Origin of the sequence: Arthrobacter sp. zg-Y1143, from assembly GCF_030125565.1 — a bacterium.
Lineage (GTDB): Bacteria > Actinomycetota > Actinomycetes > Actinomycetales > Micrococcaceae > Arthrobacter_B.
This window is the reverse complement of record NZ_JASKLW010000006.1, coordinates 304,051-325,579: the sequence shown is the minus strand read 5'-3', so window position 1 is coordinate 325,579 and position 21,529 is coordinate 304,051. Positions and strand designations below refer to the sequence as shown.

Here is a 21,529-nt window from a genome sequence, read left to right as displayed (position 1 = left end):
ACTTTGAAGACAAGGATTAATTCATGACCGAGAAGCTGAAGCTGATCGACCACGTGCAGGCGATCAACTGGAACCGCATCCAGGACGAAAAGGACGTAGAAGTCTGGAACCGCCTGGTCAACAACTTCTGGCTGCCGGAGAAGGTGCCGCTGTCCAACGACGTCCAGTCCTGGGCCACGCTCACACCCGAAGAGCAGCAGCTGACCATGCGCGTCTTCACGGGCCTGACCCTGCTGGACACCATGCAGGCCACCGTTGGTGCCGTCTCGCTGATCCCCGATGCGCTAACCCCGCACGAGGAAGCGGTCTACACGAACATTGCGTTCATGGAGTCCGTGCACGCCAAGAGCTACTCCTCGATTTTCTCCACCCTGGCTTCCACCAAGGAGATTGACGAGGCGTTCCGCTGGTCCACGGAGAACGAGAACCTGCAGCGGAAGGCGCAGATTGTCACCCAGTACTACCGCGGCGATGATCCCCTGAAGCGCAAGATCGCCTCCACCCTGCTGGAGTCCTTCCTGTTCTACTCCGGCTTCTACCTGCCGATGTACTGGTCCTCCCGGGCCAAGCTGACAAACACGGCCGACCTGATCCGCCTGATCATCCGCGATGAGGCAGTGCACGGCTACTACATCGGCTACAAGTTCCAGCGCGGACTGGAGACCCTGCCGGAGGAACGCCGCCAGGAGCTGAAGGACTACACGTACGAGCTGCTCTTTGAGCTGTACGAAAACGAAGTCCAGTACACGCACGACCTGTACGACGGCGTCGGCCTGGCCGAGGACGTCAAGAAGTTCCTGCACTACAACGCCAACAAGGCGCTGATGAACCTGGGCTACGAAGCCATGTTCCCGTCCACCCTGACGGACGTGAACCCGGCAATCCTCTCGGCCCTGTCCCCGAACGCGGACGAGAACCACGACTTCTTCTCCGGGTCCGGTTCCTCCTACGTGATCGGCAAGGCCGTGAACACGGAAGACGACGACTGGGACTTCTAGTTCCTTAGCTGAACCAGCACTGCCGCCGCGGCGGACCTACACGGTCCGTTGCGGCGGCTTTGGTTTAACGGCAGTGCAGCGCCGATTACGGATCCTGTTTTCCCCGTACGGCAATGTAGTGGATGCCTCGGGCCACGTCCTTGGGGAGAGCTGCCCATGCAGGGGGGATCAGGGGAGGCGGCCGGGGCGCAGCAGCGTGGGGTGCCCGGCCCGGGCTGGATCCAGCGGGACCGGACTGATCAGCACGGCGGGTCCGCGCTGCAGTACGCCGTTGGTCAGGGGCCGGCAGCGCAGGCCGCCGCGGCCGCGCATGGCCTTGTGCGCCCCGGGTGCCAGGACGGTGTCCATCCAGGCGCAGGGGTGGGCGTGCCGGCCTCCGTGGAATTCCACGCTGCCGCCGGCGGTCTGAAGAGTGAAATCCTGGCCGATGAGGGGCACCAGCTCCGCACCGCGCAGCACCACGTTGCGCCGTGTCAGCAGCGGATCGAAGGGCCCGGCCCCAAGGTCCGCAGCGATGGCCTCCAGCGACTCGGCGGCGAAGAACGTCACAGCGGCGTCCATGTGGGCGGCCTTGCCGAAAAACCGGTCTCCCACGATTCCCTTCCCGGCCACCACTTCCACCTGCCCGGCGTCGGAGGTGGCGACGTCGGCGGGCCCGTCCTTGGCGCGGCCGAAGTAGGCGTGGCTGCCGGAGACCAGCAGGTGCAGGATCTCGACGTCGTACTCGTAGGTCATGCCTCCACGCTAACCCGCCCCGGACACAGCCCTGGTACTAAGCTGTGCCTCCGGAGACCGGTCAGCCGAGGGAGAAAGCAATGTCCGATGCCGTGCGCACCTTTAAACTCCATGTGCCCGATGAAGCCCTGGCGGACCTTCGGGACAGGTGGGGCGTACACGGTGGCCGGAGCCGGAGGCAGCGGGTAAGTCCGTCGGGCACACCGGCTGGCCGCAAGGACTGCCGCTGGACTACGTCCGTGCGCTGGCGTCGGCGTGGCCGGACCACGACTGGCGGCAACTGGAGGACCGGCTCAACGCTCACGGGCAGTCACTGGCAGTCGTCGGAGGACTGGATATCCACTTTCTGCACATACGCTCGTCCCGTCCCGACGCCCGTCCGCTGGTGCTCACGCACGGATGGCCCGGATCACTGGTTGAGCCGCTGGAGGTGATGGATGTACTGGCAAACCCGCCGGACCCGGCCATGCCGGCGTTCCACGTCGTGGCGCCGTCGCTGCCCGGCTATGGTTTCGGCGGCAAGCCAGCGTCTTCGGGGTGGAACGTTGACCGGACAGCAGATGCCTGGGTGGAACTGATGAGCCGCCTGGGTTATTTCCGGTTCCTGGCTGCCGGGGGAGACTGGGGCGGCCGGGTAACCGCATCGCTGGGCCGGCGTTATCCGGACCTGGTTGCCGGGCTGCACACTTTTACCCCCTATGTGGTGGACCCGCCGGAACCGGATGGCTACGGACGGCTCAGTCCGCTGGAACGGCAGTGGGTGGCCGAACTGCAGGAGTTCCGCCGTACCGGCAGCGGCTACTCCCTCCAGCAATCCACCCGCCCGCAGGCCTTGGCTTACGCACTGACCGACTCCCCGGTGGGACAGCTGGCCTGGCTGCTCGACAAATTCTGGGCCTGGACGGATCACGGCGGCGACCCGGCAGCCGCCATCAGCCGGAACCGGATGCTGGATACCGTCAGCTTTTATTGGTTATCGGCAACGGCGGGGTCCTCGGCCAGGTTCTATTGGGAGAATTTTCCTCCGGACGATTCAGGGCCGGTCAACGTTCCCTCTGCCGTGACGGTTTTCCCTGCCGATATCGAAAAGATACCGCACCCCTGGGCGGCACACCGTTTCACCGACCTGCGGTCTTACCGGATGGCCGGACACGGCGGGCATTTCCCCATGCTCGAAGTGCCTGCCCTTTACGTGGAGGAGCTGCGGCACGGCTTCAGCCTGATATAGCGCCCGGGGGGAGGGGGGCGGCGTGCCGCTTCCGGCCCCTGCCCGTTCTGTTTCCCGGCCTTCCGGCCGCGCCGGGCTACTGGCCGGGAAACTCCGTTGTGTGCAGCCGGTCCGTGGGCAGCGGGAGGTCAACGGACCTCCGCAGGTCCGCTGACTTCGCAATGGCTCCTTCCGTGGTTGGGGCCACCTGCACCGAGCCGCGCCGCACTTCCTGGATGAGGACGGGCATCCGGCCGCCGTCGACGTCGAGCCACCAGTCCTCCGTGAACATCCGCAGGCCCAGTTCATCCAGCAAATTCTCTGCCTCGTCCAGTTCCATGGCTTCCCCGCACTGGCGGTGCAGCAGGTCGAACGGGACGAAGCCGCCGTCGTCGGCCAGATGGATGTATCCAACGTGCTCGCCGTCGTGCGAGCGGCGGTGGTCAAAGGTGTTCTCGGGAGGCAAGGGGCCGGTCATGGCAGGAAGCCTACAACCGAATCCGTCGCCGGGGCCTGTGTCGCGTCCGTGAAAGGATTCCTGCAGGCATTACGATGGCGGCGGATAAATACCCTAGTGAAAGCCCGAGCCGCATGCCTTTTGAAAATATGTCCGCATTGGCCGAAAACAACAATGACAACGGCGGATTGCTGGTTATCGGCGGAGCACTGATTGCCGCACTGCTGATTTTTGTGCTGACAAGGGTATTCAAGTCGAAAGGCACGCGACCCGGTGCGCCCGGGAAAACCGGGACACCCGGCGGAATTGCTGTGTCCGGAACGATTCCCGCACCTGGACCAAACGGTGCCCCGGTAATGCTCAAGACAGTCTCAACGGAGAATTCCGTCCTCACCGCAGAAGACGTTGTGCTCAAGCGGTTCCGGCCCACGAAATTCGTGGCCGGGTATGACCAGACCCAGGTGGATGTGTTCCTGGACCGGGCCGTCCAGGAACTCAGGCGGCTTGAAGGTGACCCCCTTCAGCTTCAGCAGCTCGGAGCTGCCGGGGTTGCCGGACCGCTGCTGACTCCGGAGCAGGTGGTGAATCAGAAGTTCGCCCCAACGCAGTTCCGTGAGGGCTATTCACAGAACGAGGTGGACGACTTCCTGGACAAGCTGGTGGTGCGTCTGCGGCAGGCGGGATAGGCGCGGGACACGCGGCCTAGGGCACCTCCCGGCCCGGGAAGCGGTCCCACAGGTTCATGGTGGTGCTCCAGCTGCGGATGGTCATGGACTTGTACAACGGGGAGGCCATGATCGCGCTTAGCCGGCTCTTGGTGCGCTCGGCACTGAGCCGCTGCGAGTAGATGACACCCTGGCCCGGCCACACCGTGTCCACGCCCTCCCGGGGGCGGAACACCGGCAGGGCCGTTTCCGCGTCTATGCCCATAAGGAAGATCGCGTCGGAGTGGTACGTGTCCGGCTGCTCCCCGAAGCTTTCCGGTTTTTGCTCGATGACGTCCTGCAGCTGGCCGCGGCTCAGGACCAGGACCCGGACCAGCTCATCGTCGAGGTCGAAATTCTCCACGAGGACGGCTTCAATCTCCGGGCCGATCCTCTGCGGTGGAGCATCGGAGCGCAGCAGGACGTTCCCGCTGGCAATGTACGTGGAGACGTCCTGGTATCCCCGGTCCGTCAGATGCTCACGCAGTGCCTTCATGGGCACCTTGTTGCGGCCGCCCACGTTGATGCCGCGCAGCAGGACCAAGTACGGCTCCACGGCCCGTCAGCCAGCCACGCGGCTGCGGGTACCGGTGTCGACGGCGGCCACCACGCCGCCGTCGACCAGCAGGTCCGTGCCGGTGATGAAACTGGAGTCGCTGCCCAGCAGGAACGCGGCGGCGTTGGCGATGTCCGCCGGTGTGCCCACCCGCTTGGTGCCCGAACCCTCAATCATCGCCCGCATCTGCGTGCCGGATTCCCCGGCCAGTTCCTGCTGGCCCATGGGCGTGGAAATCACCCCGGGGCTGATGCTGTTGACCCGGGCGCCGCGGGCACCCCAGCGCAGGCTGGCTGACTGCACCCGGACCTGGTTGGCGCGCTTGGCCACACTGTAGGCGGCTCCGGGATGGTCGATCCCGGCCACGTAGGGAATCAGCAGGAGGTCATCGGCCGGTACGGCGGCCAGGCTGGCCAGCACATCGGCGGGAATGCCGCCGCCGCCCAGGAAGGCGGCCATGCTGGCGATAACGACGCCGGCCCCGCCCGGGGCTATGACTTTTTCGAATTCCTCCAGCACCACGGCCACCCCGAACAGGTCCACCTTCCAGATGGCCTCAACCGGGGCCTGGACGGGGGAGAGGCCGGCGGTGTGCACCACACCGGTGACGTTGCCCAGCTCCCGTGCGGTGGCGGCCAGTGCCTGGACCGACTCGCGGGACGAGACATCCACCTGTGCGGATACGACGTCGTATCCGTCGCCGACGGCGCTGATCATCACGCTTTCGAGCAGGTCCTCGTTGAAGTCGGCCAGCAGCACCTTCTTTCCGGCGCCGACCCGCCGCAGCACGGCCTGTCCCATGCCGCCCATGCCGATGACTACCAGTACGTCCGCTGCCATGATGCTCCTCTGCCTGCAACCGCTGCTGTTGAGGGCGGGATCCCCCGTTGCCTAGCGTAGACCCTGTCCGTCCGCACCCCTAGGGCGTGCGTTCTGCCATGCCGGGATGGCTGGAGCAGGCACTGTGCACGTCTATGGAGCTCTTGTCCGTGCCGGCCTCGTAAACAATTGTGGTGCCGTCTGGATGGCTCAGCGTCTGGATGACGTAGCGTTCCCTATCAATCCGATCATCGAACTTGTTGGTCTCGGCGAAGCCCTGCGCTGAGAGGTGTTTAGCGGCGGCTGCGGTGGCGTCCTCCGGGCTGGGGACGCCGGGGCCGAAGATCAGGACGCTGAACCGGCGGCTGTTGTCATCACCGCAGGAGAGCGTGCCCCGGTAGCCGGTGGTGCGGGCAGGGTCAAAAACCACGCCGTTCTCGTAGGTCCAATCGCCGCCTTGGAGCCGGGCAAGCTCGTCCGTGAGGCCGAGCATCTGGTTGAGGAGATCCAGGGGAGCGGTCTGGGGTGCCGGACCGTCGGCCGGAGTGGAAATCATCGGTTTCTCCTGAGGAGTAGCGGCACAGGCCGACAGAGTCGGCACCGATAGGCACAGGACTAAAAGTCCGCACCGAGCGGTGAGGCGAGCATGGGGGACCCTTCGCAGCATCGGATCAGGGGATGGTTTCTGCCATGCCGGGATGGCTGGAGCAGGCACTGTGCACGTCTATGGAACTACGTTTGGTGCCTGCCTGGTACACCACGGAGTTGCCCTCGCTATCGGTGAGGGTCTGCATCAGGTACCGGTTGCCCTTGGCTGAGCTCTCGAACTTGTTGGTCTCGGTAAAGCCTTGCTCTGCAAAGTGCTCCGCCGCCGCCGTCGTTGCGTCCTCCGGGCTGGATACGCCGGGGCCGAAGATCAGGACGCTGAACCGGCGGCTGTTGTCGCCGCAGGACATCATGCCCCGGAACCCGGACGTGTCGGTAGGGTCGAAGAGCGTATCGTTCCCGTAGGTCCACTGGCCGCCGTGGAGTCGGGCAAGCTCATCAGTGAGGCCAAGCATCTGGTTGAGCAGATCCATGGGAGCGGCCTGGGGTGCCGGACCGCCGGACGGAGTGGAAATCATTGGTTTTTCCTGGGGTGTGGTCACGGCACATGCTGAAAGAGCCGGCAGCGAAAGGCACAGGACTAACAGCCCGCACCGAGCGGTTAAGTGCGCATGAGGGACCCTTCGCAGCATCGGATCAGGGTGTGCGTTCTGCCATACCGGGATGGCTGGAGCAGGCACTCTCGACGTCTATGGAGCTGTGTTTGGTGCCCGGATGATAGATCACCGACGTGCCGTCCGGGTGGGTAAGGGTCTGGACGAAGTAACGGTTGTCTTTGGCAGTGCTCTCGAAATTATTCGCCTCGCTGAAGCCTTGATCAGCAAAGTGCTCGGCTGCTGCCCTGGTGGCCGCCTCCGGGTCGGATACTCCCGGGCCGAAGATGTGGACAGTAAAATGCCTGCTGCTGTCGTCGCCGCAGGACAGTACGCCCCGGTACCCGGCGGTGCTGGCGGGGTCAAAAACCACGCCGTTCTCGTGGGTCCACTGGCCGCCGTGGAACCGGGCAAGCTCGTCCGTGAGCCCGAGCATCTGGCGGAGGAGATCCAAGGGAGCGGTCTGGGGTGCCGGACCACCGGTCGGGGTAGAAATCATTGGTTGCTCCTTGGGAGTAGCGGCACAGGCTGACAGCGCCATAAGGATGGCCACTAAGGCGGATGCCGCGGCAGTGCGGAAATGGCGGCTCAAGTTGGACCTTTCAGCAATTCTCACAGACGGGGCCCGTACAGCTGCGGATGCGTTAACTTGTGATGTTCAAGCGGTTCGAGGGGCATTGGGTCTATCACGTCTACCTGCTCGCCTAGCCCCAGGGAGATCCTGGCAAGGCTATCGAGGGCCTGCGTACCCTTGTCGAGATATCCTTGGCTGTCTTGCCGGTTATCCCGCCCGGTGTAAGCACTGTGCTCGTCGGTGGGCGCCAGCAGCTCGTTGCCGTCGGCACTGAAGACCTTCGCGCCAAAGAGCGGATTGGTCGCACCGAGCCGGCCGTCGCCCGTCAACTGGCTGCCCAAGATGCCCCCGCCAGCGACGTAGTCTCCGCGCGCCTGCGTGGCAAAGACTTGCGGGTTTCCGTTCTGATCGTGCGCCACCTGCATTCTGGTGGCATCACGGGTGACGTCAGTGTCCATGCCCGCAGAACCGTAGAGAACCACCGCGTCCACTTGGAAGTCGATTTTTGCAAGTCCGTCACCGGTTGTTGGCGTGCCATAGGAGTGTGCGGCGACGGTTAGGAAGGCATTGTCACCCAGAACGGTATGGATACCGGTTAGGTTGGCAGCAAGGCGTTCCCCGCCGGACCTCGCCAGGTCTGACTGCAGGACCTCAGCGGAAGAAGGAAAGAGGTCCGGGGTGGTGTAGTTCATCCACGCAATAACTGCGTGGCTTGACCCAGGATCCAAATCGTTCTGCGCGTCATAAATGCTCTGGGCAGCGTTGGTCCAGTCCGTCATCCGCTCGGTGGTGGCGTCCATGCCGGGAACATTCACGGTCACATAATCGGCCTCATCCACGTTGCCGATGGCAACCATTGCCAGCGGCGGTATGGCCAATGGGTCAAACGCGAGAAGGTAGCGCTGGCCGTTGGTTTTAGGCTGCGATACGCCGAGTGACTCAGCGATGTTCTTAAACGTGTTTTCCTGCTCCGGCGTCAGGCCGTCTTGCGCGGCAGCTGCCTGCAATGCCAACTGGTTGCCTTTAGCCCTGTCCGAATAGGGGACGCCCTCCAAATTGCCTGCCAACAGGGGTAAAGCGGCGATCACAATTTCCGGGTGCCTAAGGGACGCCCACAGGTCCTTATTTGCCGAAGGGTCCAGGCCCACCGGGGCGGCGACCAGTGCCCAGCCGGGATTGTCTGCTTTGAAAGCGGCAATCTCTTCGGGCGTCATGAGGTCCATGCTGCGCAAGAGCCGGGTCAGATCCCGCTGAGGGTCAGTGCTTCTGCCTTGGGTCAGCGTGTTGTAAACAGCGGTCGCTGCGTTAACCGCGGCATCAGGATCCGGTGGGCCGTAGGAGGCGAAGGTGCTTGTGGTGTTTCGGTGAAGGGCGTTGAGCGCGTTGACGCAGCGGTCATCGAGTGCCCTGTAGTCGTCTGCCAGGATGTTGGCCCGGTGCTGGAATAACGGCCGGTCGGTGTTCGGGTCGAACGCCAGCCCGTCGATTTGTCCGTAGCTCTCCAACTCGGCAACCAGCGCGGCCCTCCGGGCAACGATATCCAGGGCACCTTCTGCGAAGGACTTGAGTGCCTGGGCCGCCGACGCCGTGCTGTCCTGCAGCGCTTTGGCCGTGTCTTTCGGGTGTCCCAACAGGGTGCAGACCTGTTCCTGTTCAGGCGCTTTGTAATACTGGGCCATGCCTCCGGACCAGCCGCCATGGATATCCTCCACTCCGGCGGCAAAGGTGTCCCCGGCGCCGGCCAATCCAGATGCTGCGGCCATCACAGCCTCCGGATCGGGAAGCCCCTCGGTGCCGCTCAAATCCACGTCAAGAATCATTGTGCAACCAGCCGTCCCGGCTTGGCATGCTGAACCGCGCCCCGCATCGGCAGGCCCACGACTGCCCGCCGGGCCTGATCCGTCATGGTGTTGTCGGCTGAGACGTATTCGGCCATGGCAGCGTCCACACCGCCGACGGCGTTGCGGATGCGCGTCAGGGTTGCCTCGGAATCTCCAACCAACACTTCATCGGCATACCGGGTGAAGGCTGACAGGGTTTTGCTGGCACCAAGACTATTTTCCACCGCGTTAGCAGCTGCACGAATATCCGCAACGGAGATATCCGCCAACTGGCCCTGCACCACGCGGAGCGTGCCGCGGACGCCCGCAACATCTATGTCATATTCAATTGCGTCACTCATTCTGTCCCCCACAGAACTAAACGTTAAAAGCGCGCCGCAATGATTACCTCCGGCACACTCAGTGAGAATAGGGATATACCGCCCTGATGGCAAGAGGCCGCATTATTCGAGCCATGGAGATCCATACCCGCGGGATATCTACTGCTGGCGGCAATCAGCTCCCACGCGCATAATTCCGGTATGGCCGCCTCTGTAGAAATTCCCGTCCCGCCCTTGGTCCAAAGCCTTTGTCCGTTGCTGGCCGAAAACGTGGGGCCCGCTCCCTGGACCGGCCCGCGCTGGTGGTGGGCAGGGCCACTGGATGTTGAAGGGCTGGCACTGGGCTCCATGCAGATGCTGGCCACAGCAGTCGCCTCCTACTCGGAATCCACCGGGCGCCGGGACGGGATCGGCTTCACCTCCGACGGCGTCGCGGCGGCCTTTGCCTCGTTTGCGCATCTGCGGATCAACGACAAGCCGATCCAGGGGTTCGCGCCGCTGTCCGGGTTCCGCCGAACCGCTGACGGCTGGGTGCGCCTGCACGCCAACTATCCCCACCACGAGGCCGCCCTGCTCGCCGCCCTGGACGTGCAGGGCCCGGAGCAGGTGGACGATGCCGTACGGCAGCGTTCCTCGGCGGAGGTGGAGGAAGCCGTGACGGCCCGCGGCGGGCTGGCGACGGCGGTGCGGACGCCGGAGCAATGGGGTGCGTCCGCGGCCGGCCAGGCCGTGGCAGCTGAACCATGGCTACGGTTGGAGTTGCGCGATGCCCGTCCCGGATCCGCCCCGAAGCCTGCCGGCGACGGGTTGTTGTCGGGCCTCCGGGTGCTGGATCTGACCCGGGTCATCGCCGGCCCTTCCGGCAGCCGCATCCTGGGCGCCCTCGGTGCCGACGTGCTGCGCGTGGATCCTCCGGCGCTCCCGGAGTTGGAGGACCAGTACGTGGACACCGGGTTCGCCAAGCGCAGCGCGGTGGCCGACCTCGCCGACCCGGACGTCCAGCCGCGGCTGCGCGCCCTGCTCGCGGAGGCCGACGTCGTGCTCACCGCCTACCGCGGCGGCTCTTTGGCCCGGCTGGGCCTGGACCCGGTCTCGCTGCGGACGGACTATCCGCACCTGGCCGTAGTTTCCCTGGATGCCTGGGGCGACCGGTAGCCCGTGGACGGAGCGGCGTGGCTTCGACAGCATTGTGCAGGCGGCCACCGGCATTGCGCACCTATACAGCAGCACGGGGAACGACGGCGCGTGGCGGCCCGGCGCGCTGCCGGTCCAGGCGCTGGACTACGCCACCGGGCTGGGAATGTCCGCCGCCGCCGTCGCCCTGGTCGCGGGACGGCCGCGCGGCATTGCCGGTGCGGCGCACCTGTCTCTGGCCCGGACCGCCCAGGAACTGCTGCGCCTGCCCGGCCCGCCGCCCGGGACCAAAGCGTCGGCGCTGCCCGAACCGGCCCTGCGCCGCGGAGCCAGCTCATACGGTGAGTTGACCTATGTTCCGCCGCCGCTGCTGATCCGCGGTGTCCAGCTCGAGTATCCCTGGGTCCCGCCGCCCTACGGCAGCGCGGACCTGTCCTGGGACCAGCCGTTGCGTTAGTCCCGCGGCGGGCGCTGCCGCTGCTGCTTGGTGGCTGACCGCTGTTTCTTGGCATCCAGGCGCCGGTAATTCGAGCCCCGGGTGGGCTTGGTCTTGCGGCGCGTGGGCGGTGCGGGTGCCAAACCGTCTGCGACGAGGGCGGCGAGTTTGGCCAGGGCGGTCTCGCGGTTGCGCAGCTGCGAGCGCTGTTCCGACGCCGTCACGGTCAGTACGCCGGCAACCAGCCGGTTCTTCAGGCGCCGGAGCAGCATCCCGCGCTGCTCTTCTGTCAGCACCGCCGACTCGGCAACATTCCACCACAGCTCAACGCGGCTGTCCGAGGTATTAACGTGCTGGCCCCCGGGCCCGGAGGAACGGGAAAACCGCCAGTTAAGCTCCGCTGCGGGAATCGTCAGCGCGGGCGATACGACCAGGTCCATATAACCAGCGTCCCACGAAAGGACGACGCCGGGCTCACCGGAGTCAGTGGAACAGTCAGCGGAGGAAGGCGGCTGCACCGGCCATAAACGCCATTCCGGTGAGGGTCAGCGCCCAGAGCAGCTTCCGGGAGGGCTTCCGGCCCTTGCGGGTGAACAGGTAGACGGCCGCCGCTAAGCCGAACCCGGCTCCGGTGAGTGCCATGAGCACAAAGCCCGGCGGCGGAGGGGGGTTCTCCGTGCTGTCTATCTCAAGGACCCCCGTGAGCGAGAGGACAAAGAACGCAGCCCCCATGACGGTGCCGCCAATGAGGGGCGCCAGCAGCAGGGCTGGCCGCGTCTTGGGATCGCCCATGGACCGGTTGGCCCACTTTGTCCCGTAGAGCGCTTCCTGGCCGGAAAACATGGCCTCGGCGAGCGCCTCCCGCTTACGTATACCGACCAGGCACAGTACAACGAGAACCGGGCCGATGACGGCGCCGGGCCAGAAAACATCCATGCGAACCCCCGGGATGGCTATGAGACAAGTGACTACGAGACAGGTGATTGCGGGACAGACAATTGCAGGATAGAGCGTAAACCGGCGGGGGAGCGTGCGTCAGCGGCGGAGACTACCTGTTGCTGCCTGCGGTTCCGGGTATCCGCTCATAGTGCCCGAACCACCGGCAGTTCGCTCCACTCGGTGGTGTACCGCGGGGAGGAGTACTTGCGGGACATGGTCCACTCGGGTTTCGCCGTCGCCATCCCGGCCAGGCCCAGGCCGATGCTCGCAGCCCCGTATTTGTCCGTAACCCGGCCCAGCAGGTCACCCAGGTTGCGGCGCTCCTGGTCGGAGACGAACTCATCGAACAGCGGCTGTGCCCCGGCGGCCTCGAGCCCGCTGAGCATCACGCCGGCCTTGGTGTAGGAGACGCCTTCAATGACCTGGGCCTCCAGGGCACCTACCGCCGCCCGGCTCAGGATCACCGGATCCGCCGTCGGCGCCGGCAGCCGCACGGTGGCCGAGGGGAACGACGACGCGCGCTCGCTGAAGTGGGACGTGCCCGCATACGCAGTGAGCACGCGGGCCTGCTGGCCTTCCCGCGCCAGCCGGGCTGCGGCCTGCTGGGCGTAGATGCTCATAACCTGCCGCATCTCGGTATGTGTGGTGACGGGAGTGGAGAAGCTGCGGGAATAGATCAGCTGTTTGCGGTCGGCGCGCTCGTCGTCGAGCGGAATGCAGGAGGTGCCGTTGAGCTCCAGCACCGTGCGCTGCAGGATGACCGAGAACTTCCGCCGGATCATCGCCGGGTCCGCCGCCCGCAGATCCGCCACGGACTCGATGCCCAGCGCCGCCAGCCGGGTCCCCAGCCGCGATCCCACACCCCACAGCCCGGTCACCGGCACCCGGGACATGATGGTGTCCACCACCGCAGGGTCCATGGTGTCCAGATTGCAGACCCCCTGCAGGTGCCGGTTCTGCTTGGCGATCCGGTTGGCGAACTTCGCCAGGGTCTTGGTGCTGCCGATGCCTACGCAGACGGGCAGGCCGGTGTGCCGGGCGACGGCGGTGCGGATGGTCGCGCCCTGGGCGTTGAGTTCGGCCGGGGTGCCGGCCAGGCCCAGGAAGGACTCGTCAATGGAGTAGACCTCCTGCCACAGTGCATAGCGGCCCAGCAGTTCCATCACCCGTGAGCTGAGGTCCCCGTACAGCTCGTAGTTGCTGGAGCGCTGGATCAGGCCCACCTGCTGGGCGGACTCGGCTAGCTTGAACCACGGGGTGCCGGTCTTGATGCCCAGTGCCTTCGCCTCATCCGAGCGGGCCACTACGCAGCCGTCGTTGTTGGACAGCACCACTACGGGCACTCCGGCCAGCTTCGGGTCGAAGGCGCGCTCGCAGGAAACGTAGAAGCTGTTGACGTCCACCAGGGCAATCCGGGTGCCCGAGCCGGCAGGAGTTGGCCGGCCCGCCGCGGCTGGTAGATCAGACATGGTGCAGGCACCGGGTCACAACGCCCCACACCGAAAGCTCCGACGGCTCCGACACTTCAATATCGGGGTAACCCGGCGTTTCGGCCCGCAGGAGGATTTTGTCCCCGTCCAGCAGCAGGCGCCGCACGGCCAGTTCTCCGTTGACCACGGCCACCACGACGGCGCCGTCCCGCGGGGTGAGCGAGCGGTCCACGATCAATTCGTCGCCGTTGCAGATGCCGGTGCCGGCCATGGAGTCGCCCTCGACCCGCACCACATAGGTGGAGGTGGGATCGCGGATCAGGTGCCGGTTGAGGTCAATGCGGCCGTCGAAGTAGTCACGGGCCGGGCTCGGAAAGCCGGAGGCAGCGGCAGCGTCGGCCTCCGCCGGCGGGGCTGTCCTGCGGGAACGGTCTGCTGAAAACACCGCCATGCCTGCGCCCCTCTGAGGTGATCAACTAGAACAAACTTTCGAATCCCAGCCTAGCACCGCAGGAAGCCGCAATACCTACGGCCGAAGGGCAGGTGACGTATCCGACGGGCCGCGCGTCAGAAGAGGCGCCGGAGCCGCTATACGATTTAAGCCATGATCATTGAGCTGCAGATCCCGAAAAAGCTGGGACGGGAACTGGAGGAACTGGCCGAGGAACAGGGGGTTCCGGTGGAAACGCTCGTGGTCAACGGAGCGCGCCTGCTGCTGGAACACCGGTACCGCCGCAATATGCAGCCCGAGGTGCCCCAGCAGCAGCTCCCGCCTACTCCTTAAGCGGTACGCCCTTGGCATCCGTGCGGAACGACGCGGCATTGCAGAGGATCATGATGCCCTCGATGAAGCCCCACAGGCTGCCGAATCCGAAGGTGACGAGGGTTACGGCGATCTGCGCTACGCCAAGCCCGGTGTGGCCCAGGTAGAAACGGTGGATGCCCAGGCTGCCCAGGAAAATGCCCAGCAGGCCGGCCACCAGGCGTGACTTCCGCTCGTCGTAGCCCTGGGGGTACTGGCCCTGCGGGTACTGCTGTGCCTGCGGGTACTGTCCCTGGGGATACTGCTGTGCCTGCGGGTACTGTCCCTGGGGATACTGTTGGGCCTGCGGGTACTGGCCCTGCGGGTACTGTGCCTGCCCGTACTGTGCCTGCGGATACTGGCCCTGCGGGTAGCTTGAAGCCTGCCCGAACTGGTCCTGCCCGTTGCCCTGCTGGGCGTACGGCGGGTACTGCTGGGCGCTGGGCTCTCCGGCCGGGGCGGGAGTGGACTGCTGTCCGGATGCCTGGGGCTGCTGAGCCGGCTCCGGGGCACTCTGCGGGTAGCTGTACTGCCCGTCCGCTGCCGGTGCCCCCGTCTCGGCTCCCTGATCGTTACCGGGATACTGCTTATTTTCCGACATGCTGCCCTTTCAAAAAGTTCCCCCCAGACCTGTCCGAAGGATGACTGGAATCTTCCGTCACGACACCGGGTCCGGTGCTGTGACGATGGTCGCACTCTAACAGCCCGCTGCGGCGGAGACGGGGCGCCACACGCGCCGAACCCCGCAGTTACGCGAGCGCCCAGGCAGCCAAGCGGTCGCTGAGTTCCATCCAGCCGGGGTCCGGTTCCTGTTCCCGGGGGCGGGCGTCGTACCAGCGGACAATTTCGCGGGCCCCCTCGGAGAAGGGAATCTCCGCCCGGTAGCCGGGCACCAGGGACTTGATCTTGCTGTTGTCGAAGACGGCCGAATGGCTCTTGTCTCCCAGCAGCCCGGGTCCGCGGACCGGATCATGGGCGGCAATGGTCTCGGAGGCCACGTGCACCAGGACCGGTTCGGGAACCCCCGCTGCCGCCCCGAGCGTCCGGTATACGGCGTCCCAGGGGAGGAATTCGTCCGAGGTGACCGTGTAGCTTTCCCCCAGCGCGGCCGGTCGCCCAAGCAGTCCCACGAAGGCCAGGGCAAAGTCCCTGCTGTGCGTCAGGGTCCAGAGGGCCGTCCCGTCTCCGTGCACCAGCACCGGCAGTCCGGCCCGCATCCGGTGAATGTCGGTCCAGCGCCCCAGCAGCGGCACTTTGGTGGCGTCATAGGTATGCGACGGACGCACAATCGTGGCCGGGAAAGCTTCGCTGCGATAGGCCTGGACCAGCACGTCCTCGGCGGCGATCTTGTCCCGGGAATACTGCCAGAACGGATTGCGCAGCGGCGTGGATTCCAGCACCGGGAGCCGGGCCGGCGGCTTCTGGTAGGCCGAAGCGGAACTGATGAAGACGTACTGGCCGGTCCGCCCGCGGTACAGTTCCACGGCATCGCGCACATGCCCGGCGGTGAAAGACAGAAAGTCCGCCACGGCGTCGAACTCCCGGCTTCCCAGCGCCTGCCGGACCGCGGAAATGTCGCGGACGTCGGCCGGGAGCACCTCGACGCCGGCCGGGACCGGCCGCGCCGCGGAAACGCCGCGGTTCAGCACGCTCACCCGGTGCCCGAGGGCCGCGGCGCGGGTGACGGCGGCCGAACTGATCACGCCGGTACCGCCAATGAACAGCAGATTCAGTGCCACGGGATGGTTCACTTCCTGTCCGGATTTTCCTTGACTGGGGGAGGGTGCCGGGCTTAGGTGGAGGTGCCCGGCCCGCAACTGCACCCCAGCGTAGGGCAATTCAGCCCCGGGGACGGCATCAAGGAGAGGTACCACCATGACCGAGAGCCCGCGTTCGAGCGTTCCCGAGCTGACCCTGAGCAACTCAGTGCGGATTCCGCAGCTGGGATTCGGCGTATTCCAGGTTCCGCCGGAACAGACGCAGGAAATTGTGGAAGACGCCCTGGCTGCCGGGTACCGCCACATCGACACCGCGGCGGCCTACGGCAACGAGGCAGGGGTGGGGGCGGCCATCGCGGCTTCCGGCATCCCGCGTGCCGAGATCTTCGTAACCACCAAGCTGCGCAACGGGGACCAGGGCAGGGCGCGGGCTGCGTTCATGGACAGCCGGCGGGCCCTGAAGCTGGACACCGTGGATCTGTACCTGATCCACTGGCCGGTGCCCTCGCAGGGGATGTTCGTGCAGGCGTGGAAGGAGCTGGAAGGGCTCTACCGTGACGGCTACATGCGGGCGATCGGCGTCTCCAACTTCCTGCCCGAGCATCTGGACGCCCTGGCAGACCAGAGCCAGGTGCTGCCTGCCGTCAACCAGATTGAACTGCATCCGGGGTTCCGGCAGGCTGCGCTCGCCGCCGACACGGTTGCGCGCGGCATTGCGGTGGAAGCCTACAGCCCGCTGGGACAGGGTGCTGCCCTGGCGGATGCCGAGGTGGCGGCGCTCGCAGACAAATACGGCACGACGCCGGCGCAGGTGGTGCTCGCCTGGCACCTCGGCTCGGGGCGGATCGTCATCCCGAAATCGGCGAATCCCGGCCGGCTGCGGGAAAACCTGGCCGCAGTGGACCTGGACCTGACGCAGGAGGAACTGGACACGCTGGACGGACTGGATGCCGGCAGCCGGATCGGCGCGGACCCGGCCACCGCCTCGTTCAGCCAGCTCTAGGGCGCTGTGCCGCGTTCAAGGCAACCGGGTCACCCGTTCCGGTCCGGGGCCGTGCGCTCACCCAGGGCTTCCTTGCGGCTGTTGTTCTTCCGCCGGGTCACCGCCGAGGCCCAGACCCAGGTGGAGCGGCGCACCCCGGCATCCTCCCACAGCACCTGCACGGCCCTGGCGGACCAGCTGCAGGCCTCACCCTTGACCTGCTCCGCCGCTCCCGGAAAGCGGATCCAGGCCCACACGGGTACACCGGGCACTGACGTGGTGACCGGATTGTGCTCGAAGTCCAGCTCTTCCGGGGTCAGGCCGATCGGCTCCGCCCGCCGGGCATACCTTGCGGCGAGCCGCAGCACGGCATCTTGGTTCATGCTTTTAAAAATAGAACATACGTTCGAGTAGGGATAACCGGCGCCGCCCGGGAAACGGCGGCACGAATGGTGCACAATGGGTGCCATGTGTGGACGCTACGTAATGGCAAGGGCGACGTCGGACCTGGTCTCGGCCTTCGCCGTCGAACAGACAGTGGGCCCTGACGTACAGCCGTCCTGGAACGTGGCGCCCACCGACGACGTGCGCATTGTCACGGAGCGTTTCGCCAGCGAGGAGCCCGTGCGGCGGCTGGCCACCGCCAAGTGGGGCCTGGTGCCGGTCTGGGCGAAGGACCCGAAGATAGGCTCCCGGATGATCAACGCCCGCAGGGAAACCATTCTGGAAAAGCCGGCCTTCCGCAAGGCCGCGGTCAAGCGGCGGGCCCTGGTGCCGGCGGACGGCTATTACGAGTGGGAGAAGTCCGCCGAGGGGAAAATCCCCACCTACCTGTATTCGGAGAAGCGGGATCCGCTGGCTTTCGCCGGCCTCTACGAATTCTGGCCTGACCCGGCGCTGCCTGAAGACCATGAGCACAAGTGGCTGCTCAGCGTCACCATCATCACCACTAAAGCCGCCGATGCGCTGGGCCACATCCATGACCGCACACCCCTGATCATTCCGCCGGACCTGTACGCGGACTGGCTGGACCCGCGCCTGACCGAGGGCGCCGACGTCGCACAGCTGCTCGACGCCGTCCCCGAGCCGACTCTGACACCGCGCGTGGTGTCCACGGATGTGAACTCCGTGCGCAACGACGGACCGGCCCTGATCGAGCCCGCGAGCGCCTGAAAGGCGGGTGCGGCTTCGGCGGCGGGATTGCCAGCGAATGAAAGGCCTCGACATGCCGGTGCCTGCCGAGGCGTAGGGTGTGCGCATGGTGAAGATGACGCGGAGAAACCTGCTTATTGCCTCCGTCGGGGGAATCGCGGCTGCCGGTCTGGGCGCGTGTATGGCGCCGGCTTCCCCGCCACCTGCGTCAACTGCAGCCTCACCGTCCGGGACCGCATCCCCGGCGGGCCCGCCGGATTGGGAAGGCCTGCGTTCACGCCTGCAGGGACAACTGTCCATGCCGGGTGACGAAGCGTTTACATCGGCGCGGCAGGTGGAAAATCCGCGGTTTGACGGTGCGGAGCCGCTGGCGGTGCTTTCGGCGGCGTCGGCAGACGATGTGGCCGAGGGCGTCATGTTCGCCAATGCCTCCGGGGTGCCGCTGGCCCTGCGGTCCGGAGGACACAGTTATGCCGGTCATTCAAGCGGTGATTCAGCCCTCGTCATCGATGTGCGGGCGCTGTCGGCCATTAGCGTCGCCGCGGACGGGTCCGCAACCATCGGTGCGGGTGCCCGGCTTATCCAGGTGTATGAGGCCCTGGGGCAGCAGGGCCGTGCGCTGGCCGCCGGGTCCTGCGCAACGGTGGGGATAACGGGACTGACTCTCGGCGGCGGCGTGGGGGTCCTGACGCGGGCCTTCGGGTTGACATCAGATGCCTTACGGTCCGTTGAAATGGTCTCGGCCGAGGGTATGCGGATGACGGCGAGCGCCGATGAGAACCCGGACATCCTCTGGGCCTGCCGCGGCGGGGGCGGGCAGGTTGGCGTCCTCACGTCCCTGACCTTCGACACTGTTCCGGCACCGACAATTACCACCGCCTTCCTTGAATGGTCCTTCGCTGACGCGGTTCCCGTAATCCTCGCGTGGCAGGCGTGGGCGCCCGACGCCGACCCGCGGCTGTGGTCCACGCTGAAACTCCTCAGCGGTGGCCGCCATGCCGGCCCGGCCATCCAGCTGACGGCAACATGGATTGGCCCGTCGTCCGAGCTGGATGCGAATATGGCGGGGCTGCATCAGGGATCCGGCGTCCTGCCGACGGTGAACTCAGTCCAACCGGACCGGACGTACCAGGATGTGATGTTCTCCTTCGCAGGGTGTGCCGGTGGTGTGTCAGCCGAGCAATGCACCACAGGTGCCGGCGGTCTGTTGCAGCGGGAAGCGTTCAGTGCGACCTCCCATGTCCCCACCGACCTGCTCGACCGGAACGGTGCCGCTGCGCTGGTGGAGAGGTGCATGCTTGGCCAGCAGCTGGCCGGGGCGAGGGAGGTCTCAGTGTCCCTCGACGCGCTCGGTGGAGCCGTGCGGGACCTGCACGAGGAGACAGGGTTTGCCCACCGGGATGCCTACGCCACGGTGCAATACACTGCCACGTTCGAGGACTCAGCGGACCCGGCCCCCTATGACGTGTTCGTCCGGGAATCCCGGGCCGCGATGGAGCCGTGGTGGGGCACCGGGGCCTATGTCAACTATCTCGATCCCTCGATTACTGACCCCGGCGCCGCGTATTTCGGCAGCAACGCGGCCCGCCTCGCCGATATCCGTTCGTCAGCAGATCCGAGCGCCCGCTTCGCGCTGCCCGGGTTCGCAGCAGTGTAGCCGGACCGCGGCTACCAGGCGTAGTCCTCCGGCGCGGTGCGGTGGCCCGGGAAGATCCCGTCCAACCGGTCAAGGGCGTGCTGATCCAAAGTGACGTCCAGGGCAACCAGTGCTTCATCGAGCTGTTCCTGGGTGCGCGGGCCCACCAGCGGTGCGGTGACGGCCGGCTGGTGCAGCAGCCAGGCCAGGGCCAGCACACCGGGTGCAGTTTCCAGCTCCGCCGCGAAGTCTTCGTACTGCTGGATTTGGTCCCGGTGTTTTTCCAGCAGGTCCCGCACCCTGCCCTCGGCCCGCCGCCCGCCGCCGTCGGCCTCCTTCCGCAGGATCCCGCCGAGCAGGCCGCCCTGCAGGGGGGACCAAGGGAGCAGGCCCAGCCCGTACTGTTGTGCGGCGGGGATGACTTCCAGCTCCACTGACCGGTTAATCAGGTTGTAGATGGACTGTTCGCTGACCAGCCCGGTGAAGTTCCGCCGCCGGGCGTTCTCCTGGGCGCGGGCGATGTGCCACCCGGCGAAGTTGCTGCTGCCGTTGTAAATGATCTTGCCCTGCGCCACAGCCACTTCCATGGCCTGCCAGATCTCGTCCCAGGGCGTGTTCCGGTCAATGTGGTGGAACTGGTAGAGGTCAACGTAGTCCGTCTGCAGCCGCTTCAAACTGGCATCCAGGGCCCGTCGTATGTTCAGCGCCGAAAGGAACGTGTCATTGGGCCGCTCGCTCATGGACCCGTAGAGCTTGGTAGCGATGACCGTGTCCTCGCGCCGGCCGCCGCCCTTGGCGAACCAGCGGCCAATGATCTCCTCCGTCCACCCCTTGCGCTCCCAGCCGTAGACGTTGGCCGTGTCGAAGAAATTGATGCCGGTGTCACGGGCGGAGTCCATGATGGCGTGCGCGTCCGCCTCTTCGGTTTTGGGACCGAAGTTCATGGTGCCCAGGCACAGGCGGGAAACGGACAGGCCGGACCGGCCAAGATGGGTGTATTCCATCCGGCCATTGTGTCCCCGGACACGCGGCGGGACCAGACACGCCGGGGTGCTGATGTAGCCTGAAGGCCAAATAAGGACCGGCAGGGAGAAGCAAAGCACGTGGCTGAATCGTATTACCGCTCACTGGGCAACGGGGTCTATGAGGCCACCATCCACACGCAGGGCGCGTGGAACCCGCACGAGCAGCACATGGCACCCATCTCGGGCCTGCTGGCGCACTGCCTGGAGGAATTCCAGCCGCGGCCCGAGCTCCGGATGGCGCGCATCAGCTACGACATCCTGGGACTGATTCCGCGCACGACCTTCGAAGTGAAAACCACCGTCCTGCGGCCCGGACGTACCATTGAACTCCTGCAGGCCGAGATGGTTGCGGACGGGCGCACCGCGGTACGCGCCACCGCATGGCGGCTGGCCCGGGGAACCACGCCGGAAGTGGCCGCCGTCGAAGATGAGACCATGCCCGGCCCCGCAGAGGCAGGGTCCCGCGAAAGCCTGACGGCGTGGCCCGGGGCGTTCATCGAATCCCTGGAAATGCGGGCCCTGCCCGGCATTCGGCCCGGCCGCGGACGGGGCTGGCTGCGCACCCCGCACGAAATGGTGGAAGGCACTCCTACGTCGGACCTGGTGAAGATGATCGGCATGGCTGACACCGCCAACGGCATCTCCACCCGCGTGCCCCCGGGCGGGGACAGCTACATGTTCCCGAACGTGGACCTGCAGCTGCACCTGCACCGTGAACCGCGCGGCGAATGGCTGGGACTGGATACCCGGGTCACGTTTGGGGCGGACGGCATCGGACTGACCTCGGCGGTCCTGCATGACCTGCAGGGTCCGTTCGGGCGCAGCGAGCAGATCCTCACGGTCCGGCCCCTCGGCGGGGCCTAGG

24 protein-coding genes and 3 pseudogenes are annotated in these 21,529 nt (G+C 66.0%); 10 read left to right on the top strand and 17 right to left on the bottom strand.

The features are described 5' to 3' along the window. Nucleotides 1–23: 23 nt before the first annotated feature. A complete protein-coding gene (nrdF, locus tag QNN98_RS10095; protein ID WP_227911600.1) occupies nucleotides 24–998 on the top strand; it encodes a class 1b ribonucleoside-diphosphate reductase subunit beta in 975 nt (324 codons plus the stop codon). Between the two features lie 168 nt (nucleotides 999–1,166). Here nrdF and QNN98_RS10090 read toward each other — a convergent pair whose 3' ends face one another. Then, complete coding sequence (locus tag QNN98_RS10090; RefSeq protein ID WP_283996963.1) at nucleotides 1,167–1,733, bottom strand: MOSC domain-containing protein; 567 nt, start codon at nucleotides 1,731–1,733, stop codon at nucleotides 1,167–1,169. Between the two features lie 148 nt (nucleotides 1,734–1,881). Here QNN98_RS10090 and QNN98_RS10085 point away from each other — a divergent pair, with 148 nt between their 5' ends. Then, nucleotides 1,882–2,961, top strand: a complete 1,080-nt coding sequence (locus QNN98_RS10085) for an epoxide hydrolase family protein (protein WP_283996962.1) — start codon at nucleotides 1,882–1,884, stop codon at nucleotides 2,959–2,961. A gap of 76 nt (nucleotides 2,962–3,037) precedes the next feature. Here QNN98_RS10085 and QNN98_RS10080 read toward each other — a convergent pair whose 3' ends face one another. Further along, nucleotides 3,038–3,418 (bottom strand): serine/threonine protein phosphatase, encoded by a 381-nt coding sequence (locus QNN98_RS10080; protein WP_283996961.1) that lies wholly within the window; start codon nucleotides 3,416–3,418, stop codon nucleotides 3,038–3,040. A gap of 74 nt (nucleotides 3,419–3,492) precedes the next feature. Here QNN98_RS10080 and QNN98_RS16465 point away from each other — a divergent pair. Both QNN98_RS16465 and QNN98_RS10070 read left to right on the top strand, forming a co-directional pair. Next, nucleotides 3,493–3,882: pseudogene (locus QNN98_RS16465) on the top strand (DivIVA domain-containing protein); the annotation flags it as partial. A gap of 75 nt (nucleotides 3,883–3,957) precedes the next feature. Next, nucleotides 3,958–4,074 (top strand): annotated as a pseudogene (locus QNN98_RS10070) (DivIVA domain-containing protein); the annotation flags it as partial. A 25-nt stretch (nucleotides 4,075–4,099) separates the two neighbouring features. Here the strand turns inward: QNN98_RS10070 and QNN98_RS10065 are convergent. The 7 genes from QNN98_RS10065 to QNN98_RS10035 form a co-directional block, all read right to left on the bottom strand. Continuing rightward, entirely contained in the window at nucleotides 4,100–4,657 is a 558-nt protein-coding gene (locus QNN98_RS10065; protein ID WP_283996960.1) for a DUF1697 domain-containing protein, read from the bottom strand. A gap of 6 nt (nucleotides 4,658–4,663) precedes the next feature. Further along, nucleotides 4,664–5,497, bottom strand: a complete 834-nt coding sequence (locus QNN98_RS10060) for an SDR family oxidoreductase (protein WP_283996959.1) — start codon at nucleotides 5,495–5,497, stop codon at nucleotides 4,664–4,666. Between the two features lie 79 nt (nucleotides 5,498–5,576). After that, nucleotides 5,577–6,032, bottom strand: a complete 456-nt coding sequence (locus QNN98_RS10055) for a hypothetical protein (protein ID WP_283996958.1) — start codon at nucleotides 6,030–6,032, stop codon at nucleotides 5,577–5,579. Between the two features lie 115 nt (nucleotides 6,033–6,147). Continuing rightward, a complete protein-coding gene (locus tag QNN98_RS10050; RefSeq protein WP_227926155.1) occupies nucleotides 6,148–6,600 on the bottom strand; it encodes a hypothetical protein in 453 nt (150 codons plus the stop codon). A gap of 118 nt (nucleotides 6,601–6,718) precedes the next feature. Continuing rightward, nucleotides 6,719–7,174, bottom strand: a complete 456-nt coding sequence (locus QNN98_RS10045) for a hypothetical protein (RefSeq protein WP_283996957.1) — start codon at nucleotides 7,172–7,174, stop codon at nucleotides 6,719–6,721. Nucleotides 7,175–7,287: 113 nt separating this feature from the next. Further along, nucleotides 7,288–9,069, bottom strand: coding sequence for an alpha/beta hydrolase (locus QNN98_RS10040; RefSeq protein WP_283996956.1), 1,782 nt, complete (start codon nucleotides 9,067–9,069; stop codon nucleotides 7,288–7,290). Beyond that, nucleotides 9,066–9,431, bottom strand: coding sequence for a DUF6507 family protein (locus QNN98_RS10035; RefSeq protein ID WP_283996955.1), 366 nt, complete (start codon nucleotides 9,429–9,431; stop codon nucleotides 9,066–9,068). The genes QNN98_RS10040 and QNN98_RS10035 overlap by 4 nt, the downstream gene beginning before the upstream one ends. Before the next feature lie 180 nt (nucleotides 9,432–9,611). Between QNN98_RS10035 and QNN98_RS10030 the strand changes: the two are divergent. Then, nucleotides 9,612–11,001: pseudogene (locus QNN98_RS10030) on the top strand (CoA transferase). Here the strand turns inward: QNN98_RS10030 and arfB are convergent. The 4 genes from arfB to QNN98_RS10005 form a co-directional block, all read right to left on the bottom strand. Then, nucleotides 10,998–11,420: an alternative ribosome rescue aminoacyl-tRNA hydrolase ArfB gene (gene arfB, locus QNN98_RS10020; protein WP_227911567.1), complete on the bottom strand. Its 423-nt coding sequence runs from the start codon at nucleotides 11,418–11,420 to the stop codon at nucleotides 10,998–11,000. The pseudogene QNN98_RS10030 and the gene arfB sit on opposite strands and share 4 nt — an antisense overlap. 55 nt (nucleotides 11,421–11,475) lie before the next feature. Next, complete coding sequence (locus QNN98_RS10015; RefSeq protein WP_283996952.1) at nucleotides 11,476–11,916, bottom strand: hypothetical protein; 441 nt, start codon at nucleotides 11,914–11,916, stop codon at nucleotides 11,476–11,478. 146 nt (nucleotides 11,917–12,062) lie between these two features. Beyond that, the gene (locus tag QNN98_RS10010; protein ID WP_283996951.1) at nucleotides 12,063–13,388 is read right to left on the bottom strand and encodes a Y-family DNA polymerase; all 1,326 of its coding nucleotides are present in this window, start codon (nucleotides 13,386–13,388) and stop codon (nucleotides 12,063–12,065) included. Beyond that, the gene (locus tag QNN98_RS10005) at nucleotides 13,381–13,800 is read right to left on the bottom strand and encodes a LexA family protein (RefSeq protein ID WP_229958909.1); all 420 of its coding nucleotides are present in this window, start codon (nucleotides 13,798–13,800) and stop codon (nucleotides 13,381–13,383) included. Before QNN98_RS10005 ends, QNN98_RS10010 begins: the two co-directional genes overlap by 8 nt. 153 nt (nucleotides 13,801–13,953) lie before the next feature. Between QNN98_RS10005 and QNN98_RS10000 the strand changes: the two genes are divergently transcribed. After that, entirely contained in the window at nucleotides 13,954–14,133 is a 180-nt protein-coding gene (locus QNN98_RS10000) for a hypothetical protein (RefSeq protein WP_227911563.1), read from the top strand. Here the strand turns inward: QNN98_RS10000 and QNN98_RS09995 are convergent. Then, nucleotides 14,123–14,752, bottom strand: a complete 630-nt coding sequence (locus QNN98_RS09995; protein ID WP_283996950.1) for a TM2 domain-containing protein — start codon at nucleotides 14,750–14,752, stop codon at nucleotides 14,123–14,125. The two genes, QNN98_RS10000 and QNN98_RS09995, sit on opposite strands and share 11 nt — an antisense overlap. Nucleotides 14,753–14,900: 148 nt before the next feature. Then, nucleotides 14,901–15,890 carry an NAD-dependent epimerase/dehydratase family protein gene (locus QNN98_RS09990; RefSeq protein ID WP_283996949.1) on the bottom strand — a complete coding sequence of 330 codons (990 nt, stop codon included), beginning with the start codon at nucleotides 15,888–15,890 and terminating at the stop codon, nucleotides 14,901–14,903. A 136-nt stretch (nucleotides 15,891–16,026) separates the two neighbouring features. Between QNN98_RS09990 and QNN98_RS09985 the strand changes: the two genes are divergently transcribed. Then, nucleotides 16,027–16,872 (top strand): aldo/keto reductase, encoded by an 846-nt coding sequence (locus QNN98_RS09985; RefSeq protein ID WP_229958914.1) that lies wholly within the window; start codon nucleotides 16,027–16,029, stop codon nucleotides 16,870–16,872. 29 nt (nucleotides 16,873–16,901) lie between these two features. Here QNN98_RS09985 and QNN98_RS09980 read toward each other — a convergent pair whose 3' ends face one another. Then, nucleotides 16,902–17,234 carry a hypothetical protein gene (locus QNN98_RS09980; protein WP_227926167.1) on the bottom strand — a complete coding sequence of 111 codons (333 nt, stop codon included), beginning with the start codon at nucleotides 17,232–17,234 and terminating at the stop codon, nucleotides 16,902–16,904. An 85-nt stretch (nucleotides 17,235–17,319) separates the two neighbouring features. Between QNN98_RS09980 and QNN98_RS09975 the strand changes: the two genes are divergently transcribed. Further along, nucleotides 17,320–18,024 (top strand): SOS response-associated peptidase, encoded by a 705-nt coding sequence (locus QNN98_RS09975; protein WP_227926168.1) that lies wholly within the window; start codon nucleotides 17,320–17,322, stop codon nucleotides 18,022–18,024. A gap of 277 nt (nucleotides 18,025–18,301) precedes the next feature. Then, nucleotides 18,302–19,660: an FAD-binding oxidoreductase gene (locus QNN98_RS09970; protein ID WP_227911557.1), complete on the top strand. Its 1,359-nt coding sequence runs from the start codon at nucleotides 18,302–18,304 to the stop codon at nucleotides 19,658–19,660. Between the two features lie 11 nt (nucleotides 19,661–19,671). Here the strand turns inward: QNN98_RS09970 and QNN98_RS09965 are convergent, their stop codons facing one another. Beyond that, on the bottom strand, nucleotides 19,672–20,643 hold the full coding sequence (locus QNN98_RS09965; RefSeq protein WP_227911556.1) for an aldo/keto reductase: 972 nt from the start codon (nucleotides 20,641–20,643) through the stop codon (nucleotides 19,672–19,674). Between the two features lie 99 nt (nucleotides 20,644–20,742). On the opposite strand from QNN98_RS09965, the gene QNN98_RS09960 reads away from it, so the two are divergent. After that, a complete protein-coding gene (locus QNN98_RS09960; RefSeq protein ID WP_283996948.1) occupies nucleotides 20,743–21,528 on the top strand; it encodes a thioesterase family protein in 786 nt (261 codons plus the stop codon). The last annotated feature ends 1 nt before the right edge of the window (nucleotide 21,529 follow it).